Origin of the sequence: Hymenobacter antarcticus (genome assembly GCF_039539545.1) — a bacterium.
GTDB lineage: Bacteria > Bacteroidota > Bacteroidia > Cytophagales > Hymenobacteraceae > Hymenobacter > Hymenobacter antarcticus.
On sequence record NZ_BAABDI010000037.1, the window covers coordinates 1 to 17,290 of the forward strand.

19 protein-coding genes are annotated in these 17,290 nt (G+C 59.9%); 13 read left to right on the plus strand and 6 right to left on the minus strand.

The genetic code is table 11. The features are described 5' to 3' along the window. Positions 1-146: 146 nt before the first annotated feature. Together ABD819_RS19010 and upp are read right to left on the minus strand one after the other, a co-directional pair. Positions 147-593 carry a hypothetical protein gene (locus ABD819_RS19010; RefSeq protein WP_345126944.1) on the minus strand — a complete coding sequence of 149 codons (447 nt, stop codon included), beginning with the start codon at positions 591-593 and terminating at the stop codon, positions 147-149. A 113-nt stretch (positions 594-706) separates the two neighbouring features. After that, positions 707-1,405, minus strand: a complete 699-nt coding sequence (gene upp / locus ABD819_RS19015; RefSeq protein WP_345126946.1) for a uracil phosphoribosyltransferase — start codon at positions 1,403-1,405, stop codon at positions 707-709. Between the two features lie 275 nt (positions 1,406-1,680). Here upp and ABD819_RS19020 point away from each other — a divergent pair, with 275 nt between their 5' ends. The 10 genes from ABD819_RS19020 to ABD819_RS19065 all read left to right on the plus strand — a co-directional run bounded on the left by ABD819_RS19020 (position 1,681) and on the right by ABD819_RS19065 (position 10,905). Next, entirely contained in the window at positions 1,681-3,552 is a 1,872-nt protein-coding gene (locus tag ABD819_RS19020; protein WP_345126948.1) for a capsule assembly Wzi family protein, read from the plus strand. A 42-nt stretch (positions 3,553-3,594) separates the two neighbouring features. After that, on the plus strand, positions 3,595-3,966 hold the full coding sequence (locus ABD819_RS19025; RefSeq protein WP_345126950.1) for a four helix bundle protein: 372 nt from the start codon (positions 3,595-3,597) through the stop codon (positions 3,964-3,966). A 57-nt stretch (positions 3,967-4,023) separates the two neighbouring features. Then, on the plus strand, positions 4,024-5,868 hold the full coding sequence (locus ABD819_RS19030) for an ABC transporter ATP-binding protein (protein ID WP_345126953.1): 1,845 nt from the start codon (positions 4,024-4,026) through the stop codon (positions 5,866-5,868). Positions 5,869-5,901: 33 nt separating this feature from the next. Next, on the plus strand, positions 5,902-6,159 hold the full coding sequence (locus ABD819_RS19035) for a hypothetical protein (RefSeq protein WP_345126955.1): 258 nt from the start codon (positions 5,902-5,904) through the stop codon (positions 6,157-6,159). A gap of 90 nt (positions 6,160-6,249) precedes the next feature. Continuing rightward, positions 6,250-6,720: a hypothetical protein gene (locus ABD819_RS19040; RefSeq protein WP_345126958.1), complete on the plus strand. Its 471-nt coding sequence runs from the start codon at positions 6,250-6,252 to the stop codon at positions 6,718-6,720. 138 nt (positions 6,721-6,858) lie between these two features. Continuing rightward, the gene (gene lpcA / locus ABD819_RS19045; protein ID WP_345126961.1) at positions 6,859-7,449 is read left to right on the plus strand and encodes a D-sedoheptulose 7-phosphate isomerase; all 591 of its coding nucleotides are present in this window, start codon (positions 6,859-6,861) and stop codon (positions 7,447-7,449) included. A 202-nt stretch (positions 7,450-7,651) separates the two neighbouring features. Further along, entirely contained in the window at positions 7,652-9,187 is a 1,536-nt protein-coding gene (locus ABD819_RS19050) for a YifB family Mg chelatase-like AAA ATPase (RefSeq protein WP_345126964.1), read from the plus strand. 18 nt (positions 9,188-9,205) lie between these two features. Next, on the plus strand, positions 9,206-9,514 hold the full coding sequence (locus tag ABD819_RS19055) for a nucleotidyltransferase family protein (protein ID WP_345126967.1): 309 nt from the start codon (positions 9,206-9,208) through the stop codon (positions 9,512-9,514). After that, positions 9,498-9,875, plus strand: a complete 378-nt coding sequence (locus tag ABD819_RS19060) for a HepT-like ribonuclease domain-containing protein (RefSeq protein WP_345126970.1) — start codon at positions 9,498-9,500, stop codon at positions 9,873-9,875. The genes ABD819_RS19055 and ABD819_RS19060 overlap by 17 nt, the downstream gene beginning before the upstream one ends. After that, positions 9,868-10,905 (plus strand): quinone-dependent dihydroorotate dehydrogenase, encoded by a 1,038-nt coding sequence (locus tag ABD819_RS19065; protein WP_345126972.1) that lies wholly within the window; start codon positions 9,868-9,870, stop codon positions 10,903-10,905. The genes ABD819_RS19060 and ABD819_RS19065 overlap by 8 nt, the downstream gene beginning before the upstream one ends. A gap of 17 nt (positions 10,906-10,922) precedes the next feature. Here ABD819_RS19065 and ABD819_RS19070 read toward each other — a convergent pair whose 3' ends face one another. Then, positions 10,923-11,567 carry a DUF2306 domain-containing protein gene (locus tag ABD819_RS19070; protein WP_345126975.1) on the minus strand — a complete coding sequence of 215 codons (645 nt, stop codon included), beginning with the start codon at positions 11,565-11,567 and terminating at the stop codon, positions 10,923-10,925. Positions 11,568-11,707: 140 nt separating this feature from the next. Then, complete coding sequence (locus tag ABD819_RS19075; RefSeq protein ID WP_345126977.1) at positions 11,708-12,754, minus strand: acyloxyacyl hydrolase; 1,047 nt, start codon at positions 12,752-12,754, stop codon at positions 11,708-11,710. 317 nt (positions 12,755-13,071) lie between these two features. Here ABD819_RS19075 and ABD819_RS19080 point away from each other — a divergent pair, with 317 nt between their 5' ends. From ABD819_RS19080 to ABD819_RS19090, 3 genes are all read left to right on the plus strand, one after another. Next, entirely contained in the window at positions 13,072-13,668 is a 597-nt protein-coding gene (locus ABD819_RS19080; protein ID WP_345126980.1) for a porin family protein, read from the plus strand. A gap of 167 nt (positions 13,669-13,835) precedes the next feature. Continuing rightward, entirely contained in the window at positions 13,836-14,417 is a 582-nt protein-coding gene (locus ABD819_RS19085) for a porin family protein (protein ID WP_345126983.1), read from the plus strand. A 127-nt stretch (positions 14,418-14,544) separates the two neighbouring features. Further along, positions 14,545-15,156 (plus strand): porin family protein, encoded by a 612-nt coding sequence (locus tag ABD819_RS19090; RefSeq protein WP_345126986.1) that lies wholly within the window; start codon positions 14,545-14,547, stop codon positions 15,154-15,156. Between the two features lie 84 nt (positions 15,157-15,240). Here ABD819_RS19090 and ABD819_RS19095 read toward each other — a convergent pair whose 3' ends face one another. Beyond that, complete coding sequence (locus tag ABD819_RS19095; protein WP_345126989.1) at positions 15,241-16,605, minus strand: dipeptidase; 1,365 nt, start codon at positions 16,603-16,605, stop codon at positions 15,241-15,243. A gap of 114 nt (positions 16,606-16,719) precedes the next feature. Then, a complete protein-coding gene (locus tag ABD819_RS19100) occupies positions 16,720-17,286 on the minus strand; it encodes a hypothetical protein (RefSeq protein ID WP_345126991.1) in 567 nt (188 codons plus the stop codon). Positions 17,287-17,290: the final 4 nt, after the last annotated feature.

Here is a 17,290-nt window from a genome sequence, read left to right on the forward strand (position 1 = left end):
AAGAACGTCATGCCTATCTGGCGTCCGCGCAGTCGAAGCATCTCTACCGCTTCAGCAGGGCCGTTCAGCGAAGCGGTAGAGATGCTTCGACGGGCTCAGCATGACGTGCTGATAAATCAAACTAATTTCCACGACCTACTTATCTGCTAATGCTTCAGCATATGCCCGAAATGCATGCTGGCGAATGTGAGGGTTACTCCCCAAAAAAGCGCGCTCCAAAGCATGTGCAGCATGATGCGCTGCTGCGGCACGCCCAGCAGCGTGGCGATGACCGTGCCGCCAATAGGTGATAGCAGGATGGGCGTGAGAAAGGCAATGCCGCCCATCCCAAACTTGCGGAACACCTTGATAATGTTGCGCGAGCGTTTCGTGAAGATGGGCTCGCGGCGCAGGCGGCGCTGCTTTTGGCGGTGCTGCATCCAAGCCCGGCCCACTCCTGAGAAGATGAATACGCTGGTCATCATGCCGCCCACGGTGAGGGCCAGGGTGGTCCAGAAATGCAGGCCCATGGAAGTGCCGGCCAACGGGCCACCCAAAAACTTGACCGTGCTCAGGAGGAACACGGACGCGTATTTAAGGGCGGGATGGAGCACAGCGGGGTAAAAAGGCAAGCGGAGAATAATGGCAACCCACGCCGAATGGCGCACCGCAAAGATACCCCGTTTAGCGAGGCAGGGTTCCATTACCGTCACCCATAAATGGGGTACTACAGCTTGCTGCCGTAGGAGAGGTCGCCGGCATCGCCCAGGCCGGGGATGATGTAGGCGTGCTCGTTGAGCTTTTCATCGATAGCAGCTACCCAGAGGTTGGCTTCGGGGATTTCGCGGGCCACGTAAGCCAGGCCCTCGGGCGAGGCGATGACGGCGGCAATGTGCACCTGGCGCGGCGTGCCGAAGCGCAGCATGGCCCGGTAAGTCTGCACGAGGCTTTTGCCGGAGGCCAGCATGGGGTCGGCCAGAATCAGGACCCGCTCATCGAGGCTGGGGGCCGAGAGGTAATCGACCTGCACCTGCACCTGGGCCGTACCCTCGATGCGGTAAGCGGCCACAAAGGCGCTGGGCGACTGGTCGAAATAATTGAGAAAGCCCTGATGAAACGGCAGCCCGGCGCGCAGCACGGTGGCCAGGATGGGGAAGTCGTGGAGCAGCTTGCCGGTGGTTTCGGCCAGCGGCGTTTGGATGACCTTATCGGTGTAGCTGAGGTGCGAGCTGATGCGGTAGGCGATGATTTCGCCCAGGCGCTGGAGGTTGCGGCGGAAGCGCAGGCTGTCTTTCTGCACTTCTTTGTCGCGCAGCTCGGCCAGGAAATGGTTGGCGATGCTGGGCTCGGCGCATACCACGTGGACGTGGGCCAGGGCATCGGCCAGGGCAGCCGCCGCGGCAGAGGAAATAGGTGGGGTGGCCATGCAAAAAGGGGGAATGGAGTTGGGGCCGGGCAACAGGCCCGGCTGGGGCCCCGAAGTTGGCACAAAAACCGGGGGCGGGCAAGCTATGCGGCGCGAATTCGTGTTGGCTCGACCCGGCCCGGCCGCTAGTCAGAACGGCCCGGCCGGCCGAGTGCCCGGACGCAGCAACTTATCCCCGCCAACGGCTTGCTGCGTAGGTTTGTTAAGAAATTGCCACTCTTAGCTTTTACTCAGTCCGGCTATTCCGATTTTTTATGGCTGCCTATCGAGTTTTTATGAATAAAATTCTGCCCCTGTCCTCTTTACTACTGCTGGCAGGCCCGCTGGCCGCTCAAACGGTACCCGCGCCCGCCGCGGCAACCGCGGAAAAATCGCCGTGGCTGGTGTTCGACCAGCCGCTGGACAGCACGCTGACTGTCCCCGTCGAAGCTCCCAAAACCACGCAGGGCGCTACCTACGTGCCCTACGACTCCGACACGTACCGGCTTATCGACCGCTACGCCATCAAGTTTGGGCCCGACGCCCAGCACGACCCGCACACCAGCGTGCGGCCCTACACCCGCGCCGGCGTGGCCCACCTCGGCGAGCGCATGCTCTCGGCCGACAGTGCCCGGGCCTACACCGGCAGCCTCTCCCGCGCCGACCGATTCAATGCCCAATACCTGCTGAAGGACAACTGGGCCAACTCGCCACAAGGCGAAAAGCTGAACCAGAGCGCCCGGCCATTCCTGAATTATTTCTACCGCGACCAGACCGACTTATACCACGTCAACATCAAGGATTTCACGCTGCGCGTGAACCCAGTGCTGCTGCTGCAAGCCGGCAAAGACAGCAAGACCAGCGACGGCCTGCGCTACGTGAACACGCGCGGCGTGCAAGTGGAAGGCACCATTGATGAGCGGCTGGGCTTCTACACGTTTCTGGCCGACAACCAGCAGGCCGTGCCGCAGTACGTGCAGGACCGGATTCAGCGCGACCAGATAGTGCCGCACGAGGGCTACTGGAAGTATTTTAAGACGGTGGGCGGCAGCCAGTACGACTTCTTCACGGCGCGCGGCGGCATTACCTATGCCGCCGGCAAGCACGTGAACCTGCAGCTGGCGCACGACCGCAACTTCATCGGCAACGGCTACCGCTCGCTCATTCTGTCGGATTACAGCGCGCCGTATTTTTTCCTGAAGGTGAACACCCGCATCTGGAAATTCAACTACCAGAACCTGTTTGCCGAGCTCACGGCCCAGCGCGAAAACGAGGACCAGGTGTACCCCAAAAAGTACATGGCTATGCACCACCTTAGCTTCGATGTGACCCCGAATTTCAACATCGGCGTGTTCGAAAGCGCTATTATGGGCAGTGGCGGCGTCGATTCGGTCACGTCCAATAGAAAAATCACCGTTCAGCAACGGCGTCGTTTCGAGCTGCAATACCTGAACCCGGTGATTTTCTACCGGGCAATCGAGCAAAACGTGGGCTCGGCTGATAATGCCATTCTGGGCCTTGATTTCAAGTGGAATATCCTGCACACCGCGCAGGTTTACGGGCAAGTGGTGCTGGACGAGTTCAAAATCAGCGAGGTGCGGGCCGGCAACGGCTGGTGGGGCAATAAGCAAGCCTTCCAACTGGGCGGCAAGTACATCGACGTGGCGGGCCTGCGCAACCTCGATTTGCAAGTTGAATTCAACTACATCCGGCCCTATACTTACCAGCACGAGGACATTTACACCAACTACCAGCACTACCAGCAGCCCCTGGCCCACCCCATGGGGGCCAACGTGGCCGAGATTCTGGGCGTGCTCAGCTACCAGCCCCTGCCCCGCCTGATGCTGGTGGGCAAGGCTTTCTACTCAGAACAGGGCCTCGACGCTACCCGGCAGGATATCCAGGGCCAGAACAACGGCGGCAACATTCTCAAATCGTATAATACCCGCCCCAATGAATACGGCAACCGCGTGGGCCAGGGCAACAAGAGCCGCCTGCTGCACGGCGACTTCACAGCCACTTACCAGCCGCGCCTCAACCTGTTTGTGGACGCGAAGGTGATTGCGCGCAACCAGACATATTCCCTCACGCCCGCGCTCGATGGCAATGAGGTGTATGCTTCGCTGGCCCTGCGCTGGAACATCGCCCAGCGCCTCCACGAATTTTAAGTCATTTAACAATTATCATTTAACATTTAACAGCTGTTCTGGATGATTGGGGGCAAGGCTAATGTGCTTTACGAAAAGTCTTATGCCTTTGCGGTGCGGGTGGTGAAAGCGTATCAATTTCTTTCGGCAGAAAAGCGCGAGTATGTTTTATCGAAACAATTGTTGCGCTGTGGCACCAGCATCGGAGCCAACGTGACGGAGGCGAATGGTGCGATTTCAGATGCCGACTTTTCCGCCAAAATATCTATTGCTTACAAAGAATGTCTGGAGACTAAATATTGGCTCAATCTCCTCCACGATACTGATTTTATTACACCAAAAATGTTTGAAAGCATGTTTGCTGATGCCGACGAATTAGGCAAAATGCTTTTCACTACCCTTCGCTCTACCCGCCAGCTACGCAATGCCATTTAATCATTTACATCGCTGAAACGACTGTTAAATGATAAATGATAATTGTTAAATGAAAGCATGAAGACCTATCTCCGCATTCTGCAATACGCCCGGCCCTGGGCGCTATTCCTGCCGCAATACCTGCTGTACACGGTGCTGACCATCGTGTTCAGCATCGCCAATTTTACGCTCATCATCCCAATGCTGAGCGTGCTGTTCGACAAGGCCGATAAGGTGAAGGTGCAGGCTCCGGACCATGTGAACGCCTTCCGGCCCACCCTGACCTGGATTACCGATACGTTCCAATACTTCTTTGCCCAGGTGCTGGAGGGCCGGGGCAAGCTGGGGGCGCTGGCCTTCGTGTGCGGCGTGGTGGTGCTCTCAGTGCTGCTTAGCAACGTATTTCGGTACCTGAGTTTGCGGCTGCTGGCCAAGGTGCGCGCCCGCGTCATCCGCAACCTGCGGCGCGATTTGTACCACCGCATCATTGACTTGCAGCTGGGCTTTTTCGCGGGCGAGCGCAAGGGCGATTTGATGTCGCGCTTCACTTCGGACGTGCAGGAGGTGGAGACTTCGGTGGTGAATACGATGACGGCCGTTATCAAGGAGCCGCTCACCATTGTAGCGTATTTTCTGGTGCTGTTTCACATGTCGGTGCCGCTCACGCTGTTTACGCTGGTGCTGCTGCCGATTTCGGGCGGCATCATTGCCACCATTGCCAAGCGGCTGCGCACCCAGGCCAAGCAGAGTCAGAAAACGCTGGGCTCCATGCTTTCGGTGATTGACGAGACGCTGGGCGGCATCCGGGTTATCAAGGCGTTTAATGCGCAGACGTACATCAAGGGCAAGTTTGAGGAGCAGAACGACCAGTATGCCCGCACCTCGCGCACCATTGATAACACCCGCGATTTGGCCTCGCCTTTCTCCGAGTTTGCGGGCGTGACGGTGGTGGCGGGCCTGCTCTATTTCGGCGGCTCACTGATTCTGGGCGGGCAGTCGGACCTGAACGGCGAGACGTTTATCGGCTACGTCATTCTATTTTCCCAGGTGCTCACGCCGGCTAAGGCCCTGTCAAGCTCCTTCGGCAATATCCAGCGCGGGCTGGTAGCCGGCGAGCGGGTGCTGAGCATCATCGACACTGAGCCGGCCATTCGCGACCGGCCCGATGCCACGGTGCTGCCGCCGTTTGAGCGGGAGATTGAATTCCATAACCTCAGCTTCAGCTACGGCGAAACGCCCGTGCTGCACGACATCAACCTGACCATCAAAAAGGGCCAGACGGTGGCGCTGGTGGGCGGCAGCGGCGGCGGCAAAAGCACCCTGGCCGACCTGCTGCCCCGCTTCTACGACCCCAGCGCCGGCCAGATTCTCATCGACGGCCACGACCTGCGCGCCTGCACCCTGCACTCGGCGCGCGACCAGATGGGCATCGTGACCCAGGAAAGCATCCTGTTCAACGATACGATTTTCAACAACATCCGCTTCAATACCCAGGCCACCGAGGCCGAGGTGATGGAAGCCGCCCGCATCGCCAACGCCCACGAGTTCATCGTGGCCAGCCCCGAGGGCTACCAGACGGTGATTGGCGACCGGGGCTCGCGCCTTTCGGGCGGACAGCGGCAGCGCCTGAGCATCGCGCGCGCCATCCTGCGCAACCCGCCCATTCTCATTCTCGACGAAGCCACCTCGGCCCTCGATACGGAGAGCGAAAAGCTGGTGCAGGAAGCCCTGCAACGCCTCATGCAGAACCGCACTTCGCTCGTCATCGCCCACCGCCTGAGCACCGTGCAGCACGCCGACGAAATAGTGGTGCTGCAGCACGGCCGCATCGTGGAGCGCGGCACCCACGATGAGCTGCTGCGGCGCGAGGGCGGCGTGTACCAGCGCCTCAGCTCGATGCAAACCAACGCCGCGCTGGTGTAGTTGTCGCGCCAGGCTGCCCTATTGTGCTGCCCGATGCTTTTTTACTTTTGGTTTGAATTTATGCTTGGCAAGAACCCCTTTCGCACCTTTCTCTACATCGTCGTTTCGATAGTTTTGGCGAAGCTGTGCTATAATCTGGGCTATCGAATAGTCAACAGAAAGTTCGAGTCCGCAACAGAAGCAGCTCGGCCGAAAACCAGGACCAATCGTGAGGCGGCCGGGCTCCGGGGCCTGACCATCGACCCCGCCGACTCGGCGGAAGCTGCTCAGACGGCCACACCGGTCAAATAGCTCGTTTAAATAAGCCCTACTTTGCGGCCGTTTTTTCGGCGCAGCCGTTTCTAGCAGCGGCTGTTGCTTTTCACCTTATTTCTCCCCGTCATGCTCGCCCTCAAACGCATTGTCACCGTCGCCGTAATGATTTACCTGTTGCTGGCGCTGCTGTTCATTCTCGCGCCGGCCGTGCGCTCCACGGTCATGGGCATGGGCTCGGGCCTGTCGGTAATTGAGCAGGAACGGCAGTTTTTCTACACCATGTTCGTGATTGGAGCCGTGATTCTGACCCTGCACCTGCTCACCGAAAACCTCGATAGCGTGATGCTGCGCCGCGCCGTGAGCCAGAATGAGGGCAAAATCAACGAGCTCAAAGCCAGGCTCTACGACACCCAGCAGCGGACCACCGCCCCGACCATCCCCGGCGCTCGCACCATCGATGGTCGCCTCACGGACCCCACGTTCCACCCCAACGCAACCGGCAACCAGACGGCTGAGCAGCCGCCCCGCCCCACTTTCCCGCAAAGCGACCCCAGCCTCAGCAATACCCCGCCGGCCGACCGGCCCCCGCTGGCCTAACGTCTGTCATCCTGAGCCTGCGAAGGACCTTATCCTGCTCGCGCCAAGTGGAAACTGCTGCGTGTCGTTCGAGCTTTATAAGGTCCTTCGCAGGCTCAGGATGACAGACGCTTTATTACGACCGAATACCCACCTGAAGTGCCCAACGACCTGCTTCCCGACTTAATTCGTGCTGAGCTGACCGAAGCCCGCGCCGTGCTCGACCGGTTTCTGGCCGACCCGGCCCACGTAGCCAGCATCGCCGCCGCCGCCGAGCTCATCGCCGCCAGCCTGAAAAAAGGCGGCAAAGTCCTCACCTGCGGCAACGGCGGCAGCCTCTGCGATGCCCAGCATTTCGCCGAGGAGCTCTCCGGCCGCTACCGCCAAAACCGCCGCGCCCTGGCCGCCATCGCCCTCACCGAAGCCTCGCACATGACCTGCGTGGCCAACGATTTCGGTTTCGAGTTCGTGTTCAGCCGCTTCGTGGAAGCCATCGGCCGGCCCGGCGATGTGCTACTGGCCATCAGCACCAGCGGCAACTCGCCCAACATCCTCCGCGCCGCCGAGGCCGCCCGGGAGCTGGGGATGCAAGTCGTGTCGCTCACCGGCAAAGACGGCGGGCAATTGGCGGGCTTCAGCGACGTGGAGATTCGCGCCCCGCATTCGGGGTATGCCGATAGGATTCAGGAAATCCATATCAAGGCCATTCATATTATGATTCTGCTGATTGAAAAGCTGGTTATCGGCTGAAAATCGTCTTAGTGTTTTTTCGCGCAGTGTCCCGCAGGGTTAAAATCGCAGGGTTTCGCAGGGTTTCGCAGGGTAGAACAACACCCCCGAAACCCCGCGGCTTTAACCCTGCGGGACACTGCACGAAAGGCTGTTGAGTTTGCGGTTCTTAGCTTTACAGTTCGTCTGTTTTCGTCCGTATTTCTTTTCACTACCACACATCATGCTCACCAAAACCTTCGGCTCGGCCGTGCAGGGCGTCAATGCCTACACCATCACAATTGAGGTAGTGGTGGGAGCCGGGACGAACTTCTTCGTGGTCGGCCTGCCCGATAACGCCATCAAGGAGAGTCAGCAGCGGATTGAGGCGGCGCTGAAGTTTCGGGGGTACCGCATGCCGCGCACCAAAGTGGTGGTGAACATGGCCCCGGCCGACATCCGCAAGGAGGGCGCGGCCTACGATTTGCCCATTGCGCTGGGCATTCTGCACGCCTCGCAGCAGCTGAACACCGAGCTTTTGTCGGACTACATCATCATGGGTGAGCTGTCGCTCGATGGCGATTTGCGGCCGATAAAGGGCGTGCTGCCCATTGCCATTCAGGCGCGCAAGGAAGGCTTCAAGGGCATCATCCTGCCCAGGGAAAACGCCGAGGAGGCGGCCATCGTGAACAACCTCGACGTGATTGCCGTGGGCAGCATGCAGGAGGCCATTGACTTCTTTGAGGGCCGACTGGAAATCACGCCCACCAAAGTGGATACCCGCGACCTGTTTCAGCACGCGGTGAACAAGTACACGGCTGACTTCGCCGATGTGCAGGGCCAGGAGAACATCAAGCGGGCGCTGGAAATCGCAGCGGCCGGCGGCCACAACGTCATCATGATTGGGCCACCCGGCGCGGGCAAAACCATGCTGGCCAAGCGCCTGCCCAGCATTTTGCCGCCGCTGAGCATGCAGGAGGCCTTGGAAACGACCAAAATTCACTCCGTAGCTGGCAAGCTGGCGGGCGGCGGCTTGCTGAGCAGCCGGCCCTTCCGCGCCCCGCACCACACCATTTCGGACGTGGCGCTGGTGGGTGGCGGCAGCAACCCGCAGCCCGGCGAAATCTCGCTGGCCCACAACGGCGTGCTGTTTCTCGATGAGTTGCCCGAGTTCAAGCGCACGGTGCTGGAGGTGATGCGCCAGCCGCTGGAGGAACGGCGCGTGACCATTGCGCGGGCCAAGCTTAGCATTGAGTTTCCGGCCAACTTCATGCTCATTGCCAGCATGAACCCCTGCCCCTGCGGCTACTACAACCACCCCGAAAAGGAGTGCGTGTGCGGCCCCGGCGTGGTGCAGAAGTACCTGAACAAAGTATCGGGCCCGCTGCTCGACCGCATTGATTTGCACGTTGAAGTCACACCCGTAACCTTCGACCAGATGACGGAAACCCGCAAGGCCGAAACCAGCGCCGAGATTCAGCCCCGCGTCGATAAGGCCCGCCAGGTGCAGGAAACGCGGTTCACCGACTACGCCGATATCCATTCCAACGCCATGATGCCGCCGCAGATGGTGAAGGACCTTTGCCAAATCAGCGAAGCCGGCCGCACGCTGCTGAAAACCGCCATGGAGCGCCTCGGCCTGAGCGCCCGCGCCTACGACCGGATTCTGAAAGTGGCCCGCACCATCGCCGACCTGGCCGACAGCGAAGAAATCCAGAATCAACACCTGGCCGAAGCCATTCAGTACCGCAGCCTCGACAGGGAGGGCTGGGCGGGCTGAATTTCCGTACTTTGTGTTATGCAACAGCTCCCGCTTTCGCTCGATTACATTCGGCAGGTCCTGGCCGAGTATTTTGCTGATAAACCGGTGCGGCGGGTCGAAATATTTGGCTCGTATGCGCGGGGTGAGGCCACGGCCGAATCGGATTTGGACGTGTTGCTGAGCCGGACGCCAGACCAACGGCTCACGCTGTTTGACCTGGTTGATTTTCAAGAGGATTTGGAGCGTCGCCTGGGGCTGCACGTAGACTTAGGCACTACGCTTTCCCCTTTTGCCCGCCCTCACATCGAGCCCGACTTATTGACAGTGTATGAGCAAGCAGCTTGATTCGACCCGGCTACAGCACCTGCAATACGCGGCCGAGCGTTTGCTCAAGCGACTGAGCAATAGCACGCTGGTCGAATTCCTGAGCGACGAAGACTTACAGGACATTGCGCTGCGGCAATTTACCGTGATGGGCGAAGCCGCCGCCCATGTGTCCGATGCGCTCAAGCGGCAACACCCCCAAATAGACTGGCGCCGAGCCGCTGGCTTCCGCAATTTTGTAGTACACGAGTATTTCCGGGTTGATTTTACGCTGGTGTGGGACACTGTTGTCAGCGTGTTGCCGCCGCTCGTGGTGGAATTGCCACCCCTCTTGCAGCAAGTAATTGCTGATGAAAAAGCGAAAGCCCAAGGCAATGTATAATTCCCTCGTCAAGCCCCTGCTCTTCAACCTCGACGCCGAGCGCGCCCACCACCTGGTTTTCGATAACCTGCGCCGGGCGGCGCGGGTGCCGGGCACCAAGGCGCTACTGCGGGCGCTCTACGATTATCAGCATCCCAGCCTCGAACGCGAGGTTTTCGGGCTGAAATTTCCGAACCCGGTGGGGCTGGCGGCGGGATTTGATAAGAATGCCGCCCTGACGGATGAGCTGGCCACGCTGGGCTTCGGCTTCGTGGAGATTGGAACGGTGACGCCCCGGCCGCAGCCCGGCAACCCACAGCCGCGCCTGTTTCGGCTGCCGCAAGACGAGGCGCTGGTGAACCGCATGGGTTTCAACAACGACGGGGCGGCCGTGGTGGCGGCCCGGCTGGCCCGGCGGCGCAACCGCCAACTCATCATCGGCGGCAACATCGGCAAGAACAAGGACACGCCCAACGAGCAGGCCGCCGCCGACTACGTGGCCAGCTTCGAGGCCCTGGCCGAGGTGGTCGACTATTTCGTGGTAAATGTGAGCTCGCCCAACACCCCCAACCTACGCCAGCTCCAGGAAAAAAAGCCGCTCATCGACCTGTTGCAGCAGGTGCAGCAGCGTAACCTCAGCCGCGCCCAGCCACGCCCGCTGCTCCTGAAAATCGCGCCCGACCTGACCGACTCGCAGCTCGACGATATTCTGGAAATAGCCCGCGAAACTCAGCTCAGCGGCCTCGTAGCCACCAATACCACCATCAGCCGCGCCGGGCTGAGCACCGACCCGGAGTACGTGGCCAGCCTGGGCGCGGGCGGCCTCAGCGGGCGGCCCCTGCGGGAGCGGGCCACGGAGGTAATCCGCTACCTGCACCGAAAATCCGACGGCGCACTGCCCATCATCGGCTCGGGCGGCATCCATTCGCCGGCCGATGCCCGGGAAAAGATGGATGCGGGGGCTTCGCTCATTCAGCTCTACACCGGCTTTATTTATGAAGGGCCGGGGCTGGTGAAGAGAATCAATGAGCAGTTAGCGGTGAACAGTTAGCAGATTTGTTCTGGTTGCTAACTGTTCACTGCCAGGCGATTGCCCCGCACCCGGCGGTACCACCACACAATAACGGGCACGCCCAGCGCCGTGGGCCACAGGAAATTGTAGGGAAACGGAATGAAGTGCAGGCTGGTGGCCGAAAACGCCGATACGGCCGCGATGTACGAAGCCATAAATCCCGAAATGTGGTTGAGCAGCCATTGGGTTTTGGTCCAGTGGCCGGCGTTGGCGTAGCCGCGCAGCTGGCGGGCGGCCGTCATTGCACCCAGCGCTCCGAACACGCCCACCGGCACATTCCCGGCCTTGAACGCGTAGCCCACCGTTCCCAGAAATACGACCAGCCCCACGCCGGCCACGGTCCAGTCGAAGACCGCCACGCGGGCATCCCAGGCCAGGTGCTTTAAGAAAAGAGAGCGGTAGCCGAAGCCCGCCATGTAGAGGCTGAATACCGCTGTGAGCAGCAAAAACAGGCTATGAATGCGTTGGGCGCCCACCAGCGCCGTGGTGCCGGCCACTACCATGGCCCAGAAAAATACCCGGCCCCAGCGGCGGTGCGCGTCCCCGCCTTTGCGAACGGCCAGCGCCACGGGGGCAACGAAAAAGCCCGTGAAGCCGGCGGCAATGTGTATCCAGCGGTTGATTTCGAAGAACGTTTCCATGCGACGGACGGTGATTGATGACTACCGCCGAAAGATGGCAAATAGTGCTCTTTCACTATCATTTATTCCCCCGAACCGTAGCGAGGGCCCGCCGAAACCGCGAGTTGTGGTTATGAGCGGGGTGCCCGTAACAACGCAAACTAACGCGGCGCGTGGGCGGGCAGTTTGGCCCCAAGCTTAAACTCAATGACATCGGCCGCGCCGCGGTGGATTTTCAGGTCTACGGCCCCGAACAGCAGGTCGGTGAAATGATATTTCAGGCCCAGCCGCTCGTAGTAGACCGTGCTCGATTTGTAGGGCGCGTACACGTAGAAGCCCAGGTGCGACACGAAGGCCAGCCGTCCGAACAGCAGCTCGTGGCCCACGAACACGCCCGCCTTCTTCACGTCGGGCTGCTGGCCGCCGGCGCGGGTGGTGTCCTCCAGTGTGGCCTTCAGGCTGCGGTCGTGGAAGCCTTCGAGGCCCACCAGCAGGTTCGATTTGCGGTTTACGCGCCGGCCCACGGCCAGCGTCACCGAGTTCACGAGATACTTCTGCTTGTCGCCCTCGGTGCGCTGCTTGAAGCCGAGACTGGTGCTGGCATTGATGAAGTTGCGGCCGATATCGGCCGGCAGCCCCCTGTCGGCGTGAAAGGTGGGTGCCGGGCGCAGCTGGTGGTAGTTCAGGCCCAGCACCACTGAGGGCAGGTTCACGCCGAAATTGGGCTTGGTGGTGGCCCCGTTGGAGAAGTGGTTCAGCCCCAGGCCGGCCAGCAGGCCCAGGTGTGGCGTGAGGGCGTAATCGTACTCGAACCGAAACTGCAAGGTCGCATTCAGGGCCGAGCTGGCGATGGTGTTTTTGTGGTTGGTATCCTGGTTGTAGGGCTTGGTGAGGTAGGCCAGGCCCGCGCCCAGCCGGAAGCTGAAATCGTGCTTCGGCCCGCGCGAAAACGTCTTGCTGATGTAGGGACTGGCCGCAAATACGTAGCCCAGCGTCGGATTATGAAAATCGTAGTACGTGAGGGCCACCCCCACTTTCGGAAACTTATACCACGCGTGCCAGGGAGCCGCGCCGGTCGTCTGGCGCTGCAAATTGACCTCGAAACCCGTGGGGTGCGAGGCCACCAGGTGCCGGATGGCGGCGGTGTGCCCCATAATGATGCTGCCCTGCGCGTAGGCGCCCACAATGAGTGGAGCCGGAGAAGCCACTCTGCCCCCCGAAGTATCGACTGCCGGGACTGTGGGGGCTTGGCCATGAGCCGCCAAAGCCAGTCCCCAACCCACCACCAATAAACCCATTCTTAATGAGGAATTAACCCACATACAATACGCACTATATTAACTTATCCGCCGGATGAATCTCAAAATTACCACCCGCCACTCGTTATCGATTACGAAGAAGTTTTAAAGGAAAAATACTTGCTGTTTTATGTAACCCGGCGTGCTTGCCAAGGAGTATAAGCCTTGATTCTGGAGCTCACCACAATAGATTTCTTCAGAATTACCCTTCTTTATTTTTCTCAATCATGAAAAAAACAATCCTATCCCTGGCGCTGCTCGCCGGCCTGACTAGCGTCGCTCACGCACAAAGCGGTGTAAAATTTGGTATCCGTGGCGGCATTTCTGCAAATACACTTAGCGGCGACGACGACAAGTTTGGCAACAAGATTGACAGCTATTCCTACGGACTCGGTGGCTTGGGCGGCGTAACGGCCAACTTTGGCCTTTCCGACCTCATTTCGATTCAGCCCGAACTGCTCTACAACCTCAAGGGCACGCAAGTCAACGACAGCAAGGACCGACTCGACCTGCACTACATCGACCTGCCCATTCTCGTGAAGGTGAATGCCGATGGTCCCTACTTCGAGGCCGGCCCGCAGGTGGGTTACCTGATTTCGGCCAAGCGGGGCGGCGACGACAAGACCCGCATCGAGACCAAAGACCTGCAAGGGCTTTCGCTGGGCTACGTAGCCGGGGTGGGCTACCAGCTCACGAGCGGCCTGAGCCTGGGTGTGCGCTTCAATGGCGGCATCAGCAGCGTGGGCAAAGACGATGACCGGTACGACCAACAGCGTAACCAGTCGTTCAACTTCGTGGTTGGCTACGAGTTCGGCGGCAAATAAGCGACTGCTTGTTTCGCAGAAAAAGGCCCCATTTCCGAACGGAAGTGGGGCCTTTTTCTGCGCCGGTTGATTTCGATGGAGTGCCGCATAATTCCGGGAGCAACCTGGGATTTTCCTTTTAGCTTTGCAGCAAATTTACTCCCTCTCCTTTTTCTCTTTTTCTTGCCATGAAAAAAGTTCTCCTCTCCCTCGGTCTGTTGGTTGGCGTAGCCAGCGCAGCCAATGCTCAAGAAGCCCGCTTCGGTATCAAAGCTGGCGTAAACCTGGCCAACGTTACTAATACTGATGTTGAGGCCAAGAAAAACCTGATTGGTTTTGCTGCCGGCGTGATGGCAGACTTCAGCTTCAGCGACCTTATTTCGCTGCACCCTGAAGTATTATTCTCGCAGAAAGGCGTAAAATTCGAAGACGGTAAAAACACGGCTCAGATTCGCACCAATTATATTGATGTGCCCGTGCTGTTGCGCGTGAAGGCCGATGGCTTGTTTTTCGAGGCCGGCCCACAGGTGGGATTTTTGGCTTCGCAAAAGTTCGAAGCAAATGGCACCACCATTACCACCAGCACTGACGGCACCCGCAAGGTGGACGTGGGCTACATTGCCGGTGTGGGCTACCAGCTGCCGCAGGGCCTGGAGCTGGGCGTGCGCTACAATGGTGGCATCTCCGACCTGAGCGACCCGTCGGCAGGCGAAAAAACCCGTAACTCGGTGTTCCAGTTTCAGGTGGGCTACCTGTTCGGCGGCAAGTAATTGCCCCGCGCTCCTCAGCAAGGCCCGGCTTCCAATGCGGAAGCCGGGCCTTTTTGATTGTTTGGGCTAGCCCGTGCCGCGTGTGTAGCTTTATGAAATTTTAGTTTCTACCCAATTTTAATTTCCCGTGAAAAGAATTCTTCTCTCGTTTTTCGTGCTCATCGGTGGCTTTTGCACGGCCCACGCCCAGTCGGCCCGCTTCGGTATCAAAGCTGGTGGTTCGCTCACCTCAGTTGTAGGCAAAGACGTGAAAGCCACCGCCGCCAGCAAACTTGGCTTCCATGGGGGCGTAGTGGCAAACCTGGGGCTCACAGACCGTTTTTCCGTTCAGCCGGAGCTACTATACTCGATGAAGGGCCTCAGGGATGAGCTCTCATCCGCGACGGGCTACCAAACCCTGCATTACGTGGACGTGCCGGTGCTGCTCAAGGCCAGCTTCAACGCATTCTTCCTTGAAGCCGGGCCACAGCTCGGCGTGCTGATGAGCGCCACGCAATCGATAGAAAGCGGCTCGATGAGTAATAGCGTTTCCAGCAAGGCGGCCTTCAAGGATATTGATTTCGGCTATGCCCTCGGCCTGGGCGTGCAAGCTACGACGGGCCTGATGGCCGGCCTGCGCTACAATGGCGGCCTGAGCAACATTGCCAAGCCGGTGACCCTGGGCGGTCAGACCATTCAGCCGGAAGCACGCAACAGTGCGCTCCAGATTTATGTAGGCTACCTGTTCGGCGTTAAGTAAAGCAGCCAAAAAACAGGGTTTTCTGACACCAAAAAAAAGCCCGGCCTCCTTCGCGGAAGCCGGGCTTTTTACTTTTATAAATCCCTACTGGGCCGCCGCGTAGTTGCGGTAGAAGTGCGGGATGGTTTCGATGCCTTTCAGGAAGTTGAACACCCCGAAATGCTCGTTGGGCGAGTGGATGGCGTCCGAATCGAGCCCGAAGCCGAGCAGTACGGTATCCAGGCCCAGCTCCGACTTGAACATGGCCACGATGGGGATGGAGCCGCCGCCGCGCGTGGGCACCGGGCGCTTGCCGAAAGTGGTTTCCATGGCATCGGCGGCGGCTTTGTAGGCCACCGAGTCGGTGGGTGTCACCACGGGCTCGCCGCCGTGGTGGGGACGTACTTCGACGGTGACGCCGGCCGGGGCGATGCTGGCAAAGTGCTGCTGGAACAGGGCCGTGATTTCGGCCGAAGTCTGGTGCGGCACCAGGCGCATGGAGATTTTGGCGTGGGCCTGCGAGGCGATGACCGTTTTGGCCCCCTCGCCGGTGTAGCCGCCCCAGATGCCGTTCACGTCGAGCGTGGGGCGGATGCTGGTGCGCTCCATGCTGGAGTAGCCTTTTTCGCCGTACGAATCGGGCAGGCCGATGCTCTTTTTGAACTCGTCTTCGGAGAACGGGGCTTTGGCCATTTCGGCGCGCTCGTCGGCGCTCAGCTCGTCCACGTTGTCGTAGAAACCGGGGATGGTGATGTGGCCGTTGGCATCGTGCAGGCTGGCAATCATCTCGCACAGGGCGTTGATGGGGTTTTGCACCGCGCCGCCGTAGAGGCCGGAGTGCAGGTCGCGGTTGGGGCCGGTCACGGTCACTTCGTGGTAGCTCAGGCCGCGCAGGCCCACCTCGATGCTGGGCGCGTCGTTGGCCAGCATGCCGGTGTCGGAGATGAGAATCACGTCGGCCTTCAGCTTCTCCTTGTTCGCTTTCACGAAGATTTCGAGGTTGTTGGAGCCGATTTCCTCCTCGCCTTCGAACATGAATTTGATGTTGCAGGGCACGCCGCCCTGGCCGTCGCGCATCATCATCTCGAAGGCCTTGACGTGCATATACACCTGGCCTTTGTCGTCGCAGGCCCCGCGGGCGTAGATGTTGCCGTCCTTAATCACCGGCTCGAAGGGCGGTGAGGTCCACAGCTCGTAGGGGTCGGCGGGCTGCACGTCGTAGTGGCCGTACACCAGCACGGTGGGCTGGGTGGGGTCGGTGAGGTAGTCGCCGTACACGATGGGATTGCCGGCCGTGGGGCAGATTTCGAGGTTCTGCACGCCGGCTTCGGCGAGGCGGGTTTTCAGGTAATCGGCGGCCTTCAGGATATCGGCGTGAAACTTGGGGTCGGCCGACACGGACGGGATGCGGAGCCAGTCGAGGAGCTCATCGAGGAAGCGGGTTTGGTTATCGGCGAGGTAATTGGCCATGCGAGTTGGAGTGGGAGTTTGGAGCGGTAAAAGTAGCGGATTCTGGGCGGGAAGTTACCGCTGAGTTTCGCAGAGCGGGCGCTGAGGTACGCCGAGCGCGAGCGGCGCTGGCGGTTACTGCCGGGCATCCAGCACCAGCTCGCGCAGCATCACCTCGCCCAGCTTCCAGGCTTCGGCCCAGTCTTTTTCGGGGCTTTCGAAGGTGAGCAGGTAGAGCGTATCGGTTTTGGCGTTGGCCAGGGCCAGCTGATACACCACGCGGGCATCGGCCTCGGGTGGGGCCTCGCGGTAGCGCACCGTCCGCTTGTAGAATGGGCCTTCCACGGATGCTGCTTTTTCCAGCTGCTGCTGGCCGGGCCCGAAGCCGGTGCGCAGCAGCAGCAGCTCGGCGTATTCCGGGGCCGGGCGGCCGGTGCGGGCCTTTGCCTTGCGCACCACTTGCAGCGAGAGCCCCGTTTGGTATTCGCCGCTTTCGCCAATGGCCTCCTGAGTGAGGTAGTAGGTAGGGCTGCCTTTTTCGCCTTCGGCCCGGTACTGCCAGCCTTCGGGCAGCAGCATGGCGGCGCGGCTTTCAGGCAGCGGCTGCCAGGTGTAGCCGGCGGGCGGGGTGGCGAGGGGAACATTGTATTTCTGAGCGGCGACGGGCAGCGTGAAGAGCAACAGCAATAAGAATCGAAGCATAAAA

Excerpts from the sequence above, each read along its gene's own strand:
- upp (WP_345126946.1), bottom strand. The coding sequence starts at position 1,405 with ATGGCCACCCCACCTATTTCCTCTGCCGCGGCGGCTGCCCTGGCCGAT.
- ABD819_RS19020 (WP_345126948.1), top strand. The coding sequence starts at position 1,681 with ATGAATAAAATTCTGCCCCTGTCCTCTTTACTACTGCTGGCAGGCCCG.
- ABD819_RS19025 (WP_345126950.1), top strand. The coding sequence starts at position 3,595 with ATGATTGGGGGCAAGGCTAATGTGCTTTACGAAAAGTCTTATGCCTTT.
- ABD819_RS19030 (WP_345126953.1), top strand. The coding sequence starts at position 4,024 with ATGAAGACCTATCTCCGCATTCTGCAATACGCCCGGCCCTGGGCGCTA.
- ABD819_RS19035 (WP_345126955.1), top strand. The coding sequence starts at position 5,902 with ATGCTTTTTTACTTTTGGTTTGAATTTATGCTTGGCAAGAACCCCTTT.
- ABD819_RS19040 (WP_345126958.1), top strand. The coding sequence starts at position 6,250 with ATGCTCGCCCTCAAACGCATTGTCACCGTCGCCGTAATGATTTACCTG.
- ABD819_RS19050 (WP_345126964.1), top strand. The coding sequence starts at position 7,652 with ATGCTCACCAAAACCTTCGGCTCGGCCGTGCAGGGCGTCAATGCCTAC.
- ABD819_RS19055 (WP_345126967.1), top strand. The coding sequence starts at position 9,206 with ATGCAACAGCTCCCGCTTTCGCTCGATTACATTCGGCAGGTCCTGGCC.
- ABD819_RS19060 (WP_345126970.1), top strand. The coding sequence starts at position 9,498 with ATGAGCAAGCAGCTTGATTCGACCCGGCTACAGCACCTGCAATACGCG.
- ABD819_RS19065 (WP_345126972.1), top strand. The coding sequence starts at position 9,868 with ATGTATAATTCCCTCGTCAAGCCCCTGCTCTTCAACCTCGACGCCGAG.
- ABD819_RS19070 (WP_345126975.1), bottom strand. The coding sequence starts at position 11,567 with ATGGAAACGTTCTTCGAAATCAACCGCTGGATACACATTGCCGCCGGC.
- ABD819_RS19080 (WP_345126980.1), top strand. The coding sequence starts at position 13,072 with ATGAAAAAAACAATCCTATCCCTGGCGCTGCTCGCCGGCCTGACTAGC.
- ABD819_RS19085 (WP_345126983.1), top strand. The coding sequence starts at position 13,836 with ATGAAAAAAGTTCTCCTCTCCCTCGGTCTGTTGGTTGGCGTAGCCAGC.
- ABD819_RS19095 (WP_345126989.1), bottom strand. The coding sequence starts at position 16,605 with ATGGCCAATTACCTCGCCGATAACCAAACCCGCTTCCTCGATGAGCTC.
- ABD819_RS19100 (WP_345126991.1), bottom strand. The coding sequence starts at position 17,286 with ATGCTTCGATTCTTATTGCTGTTGCTCTTCACGCTGCCCGTCGCCGCT.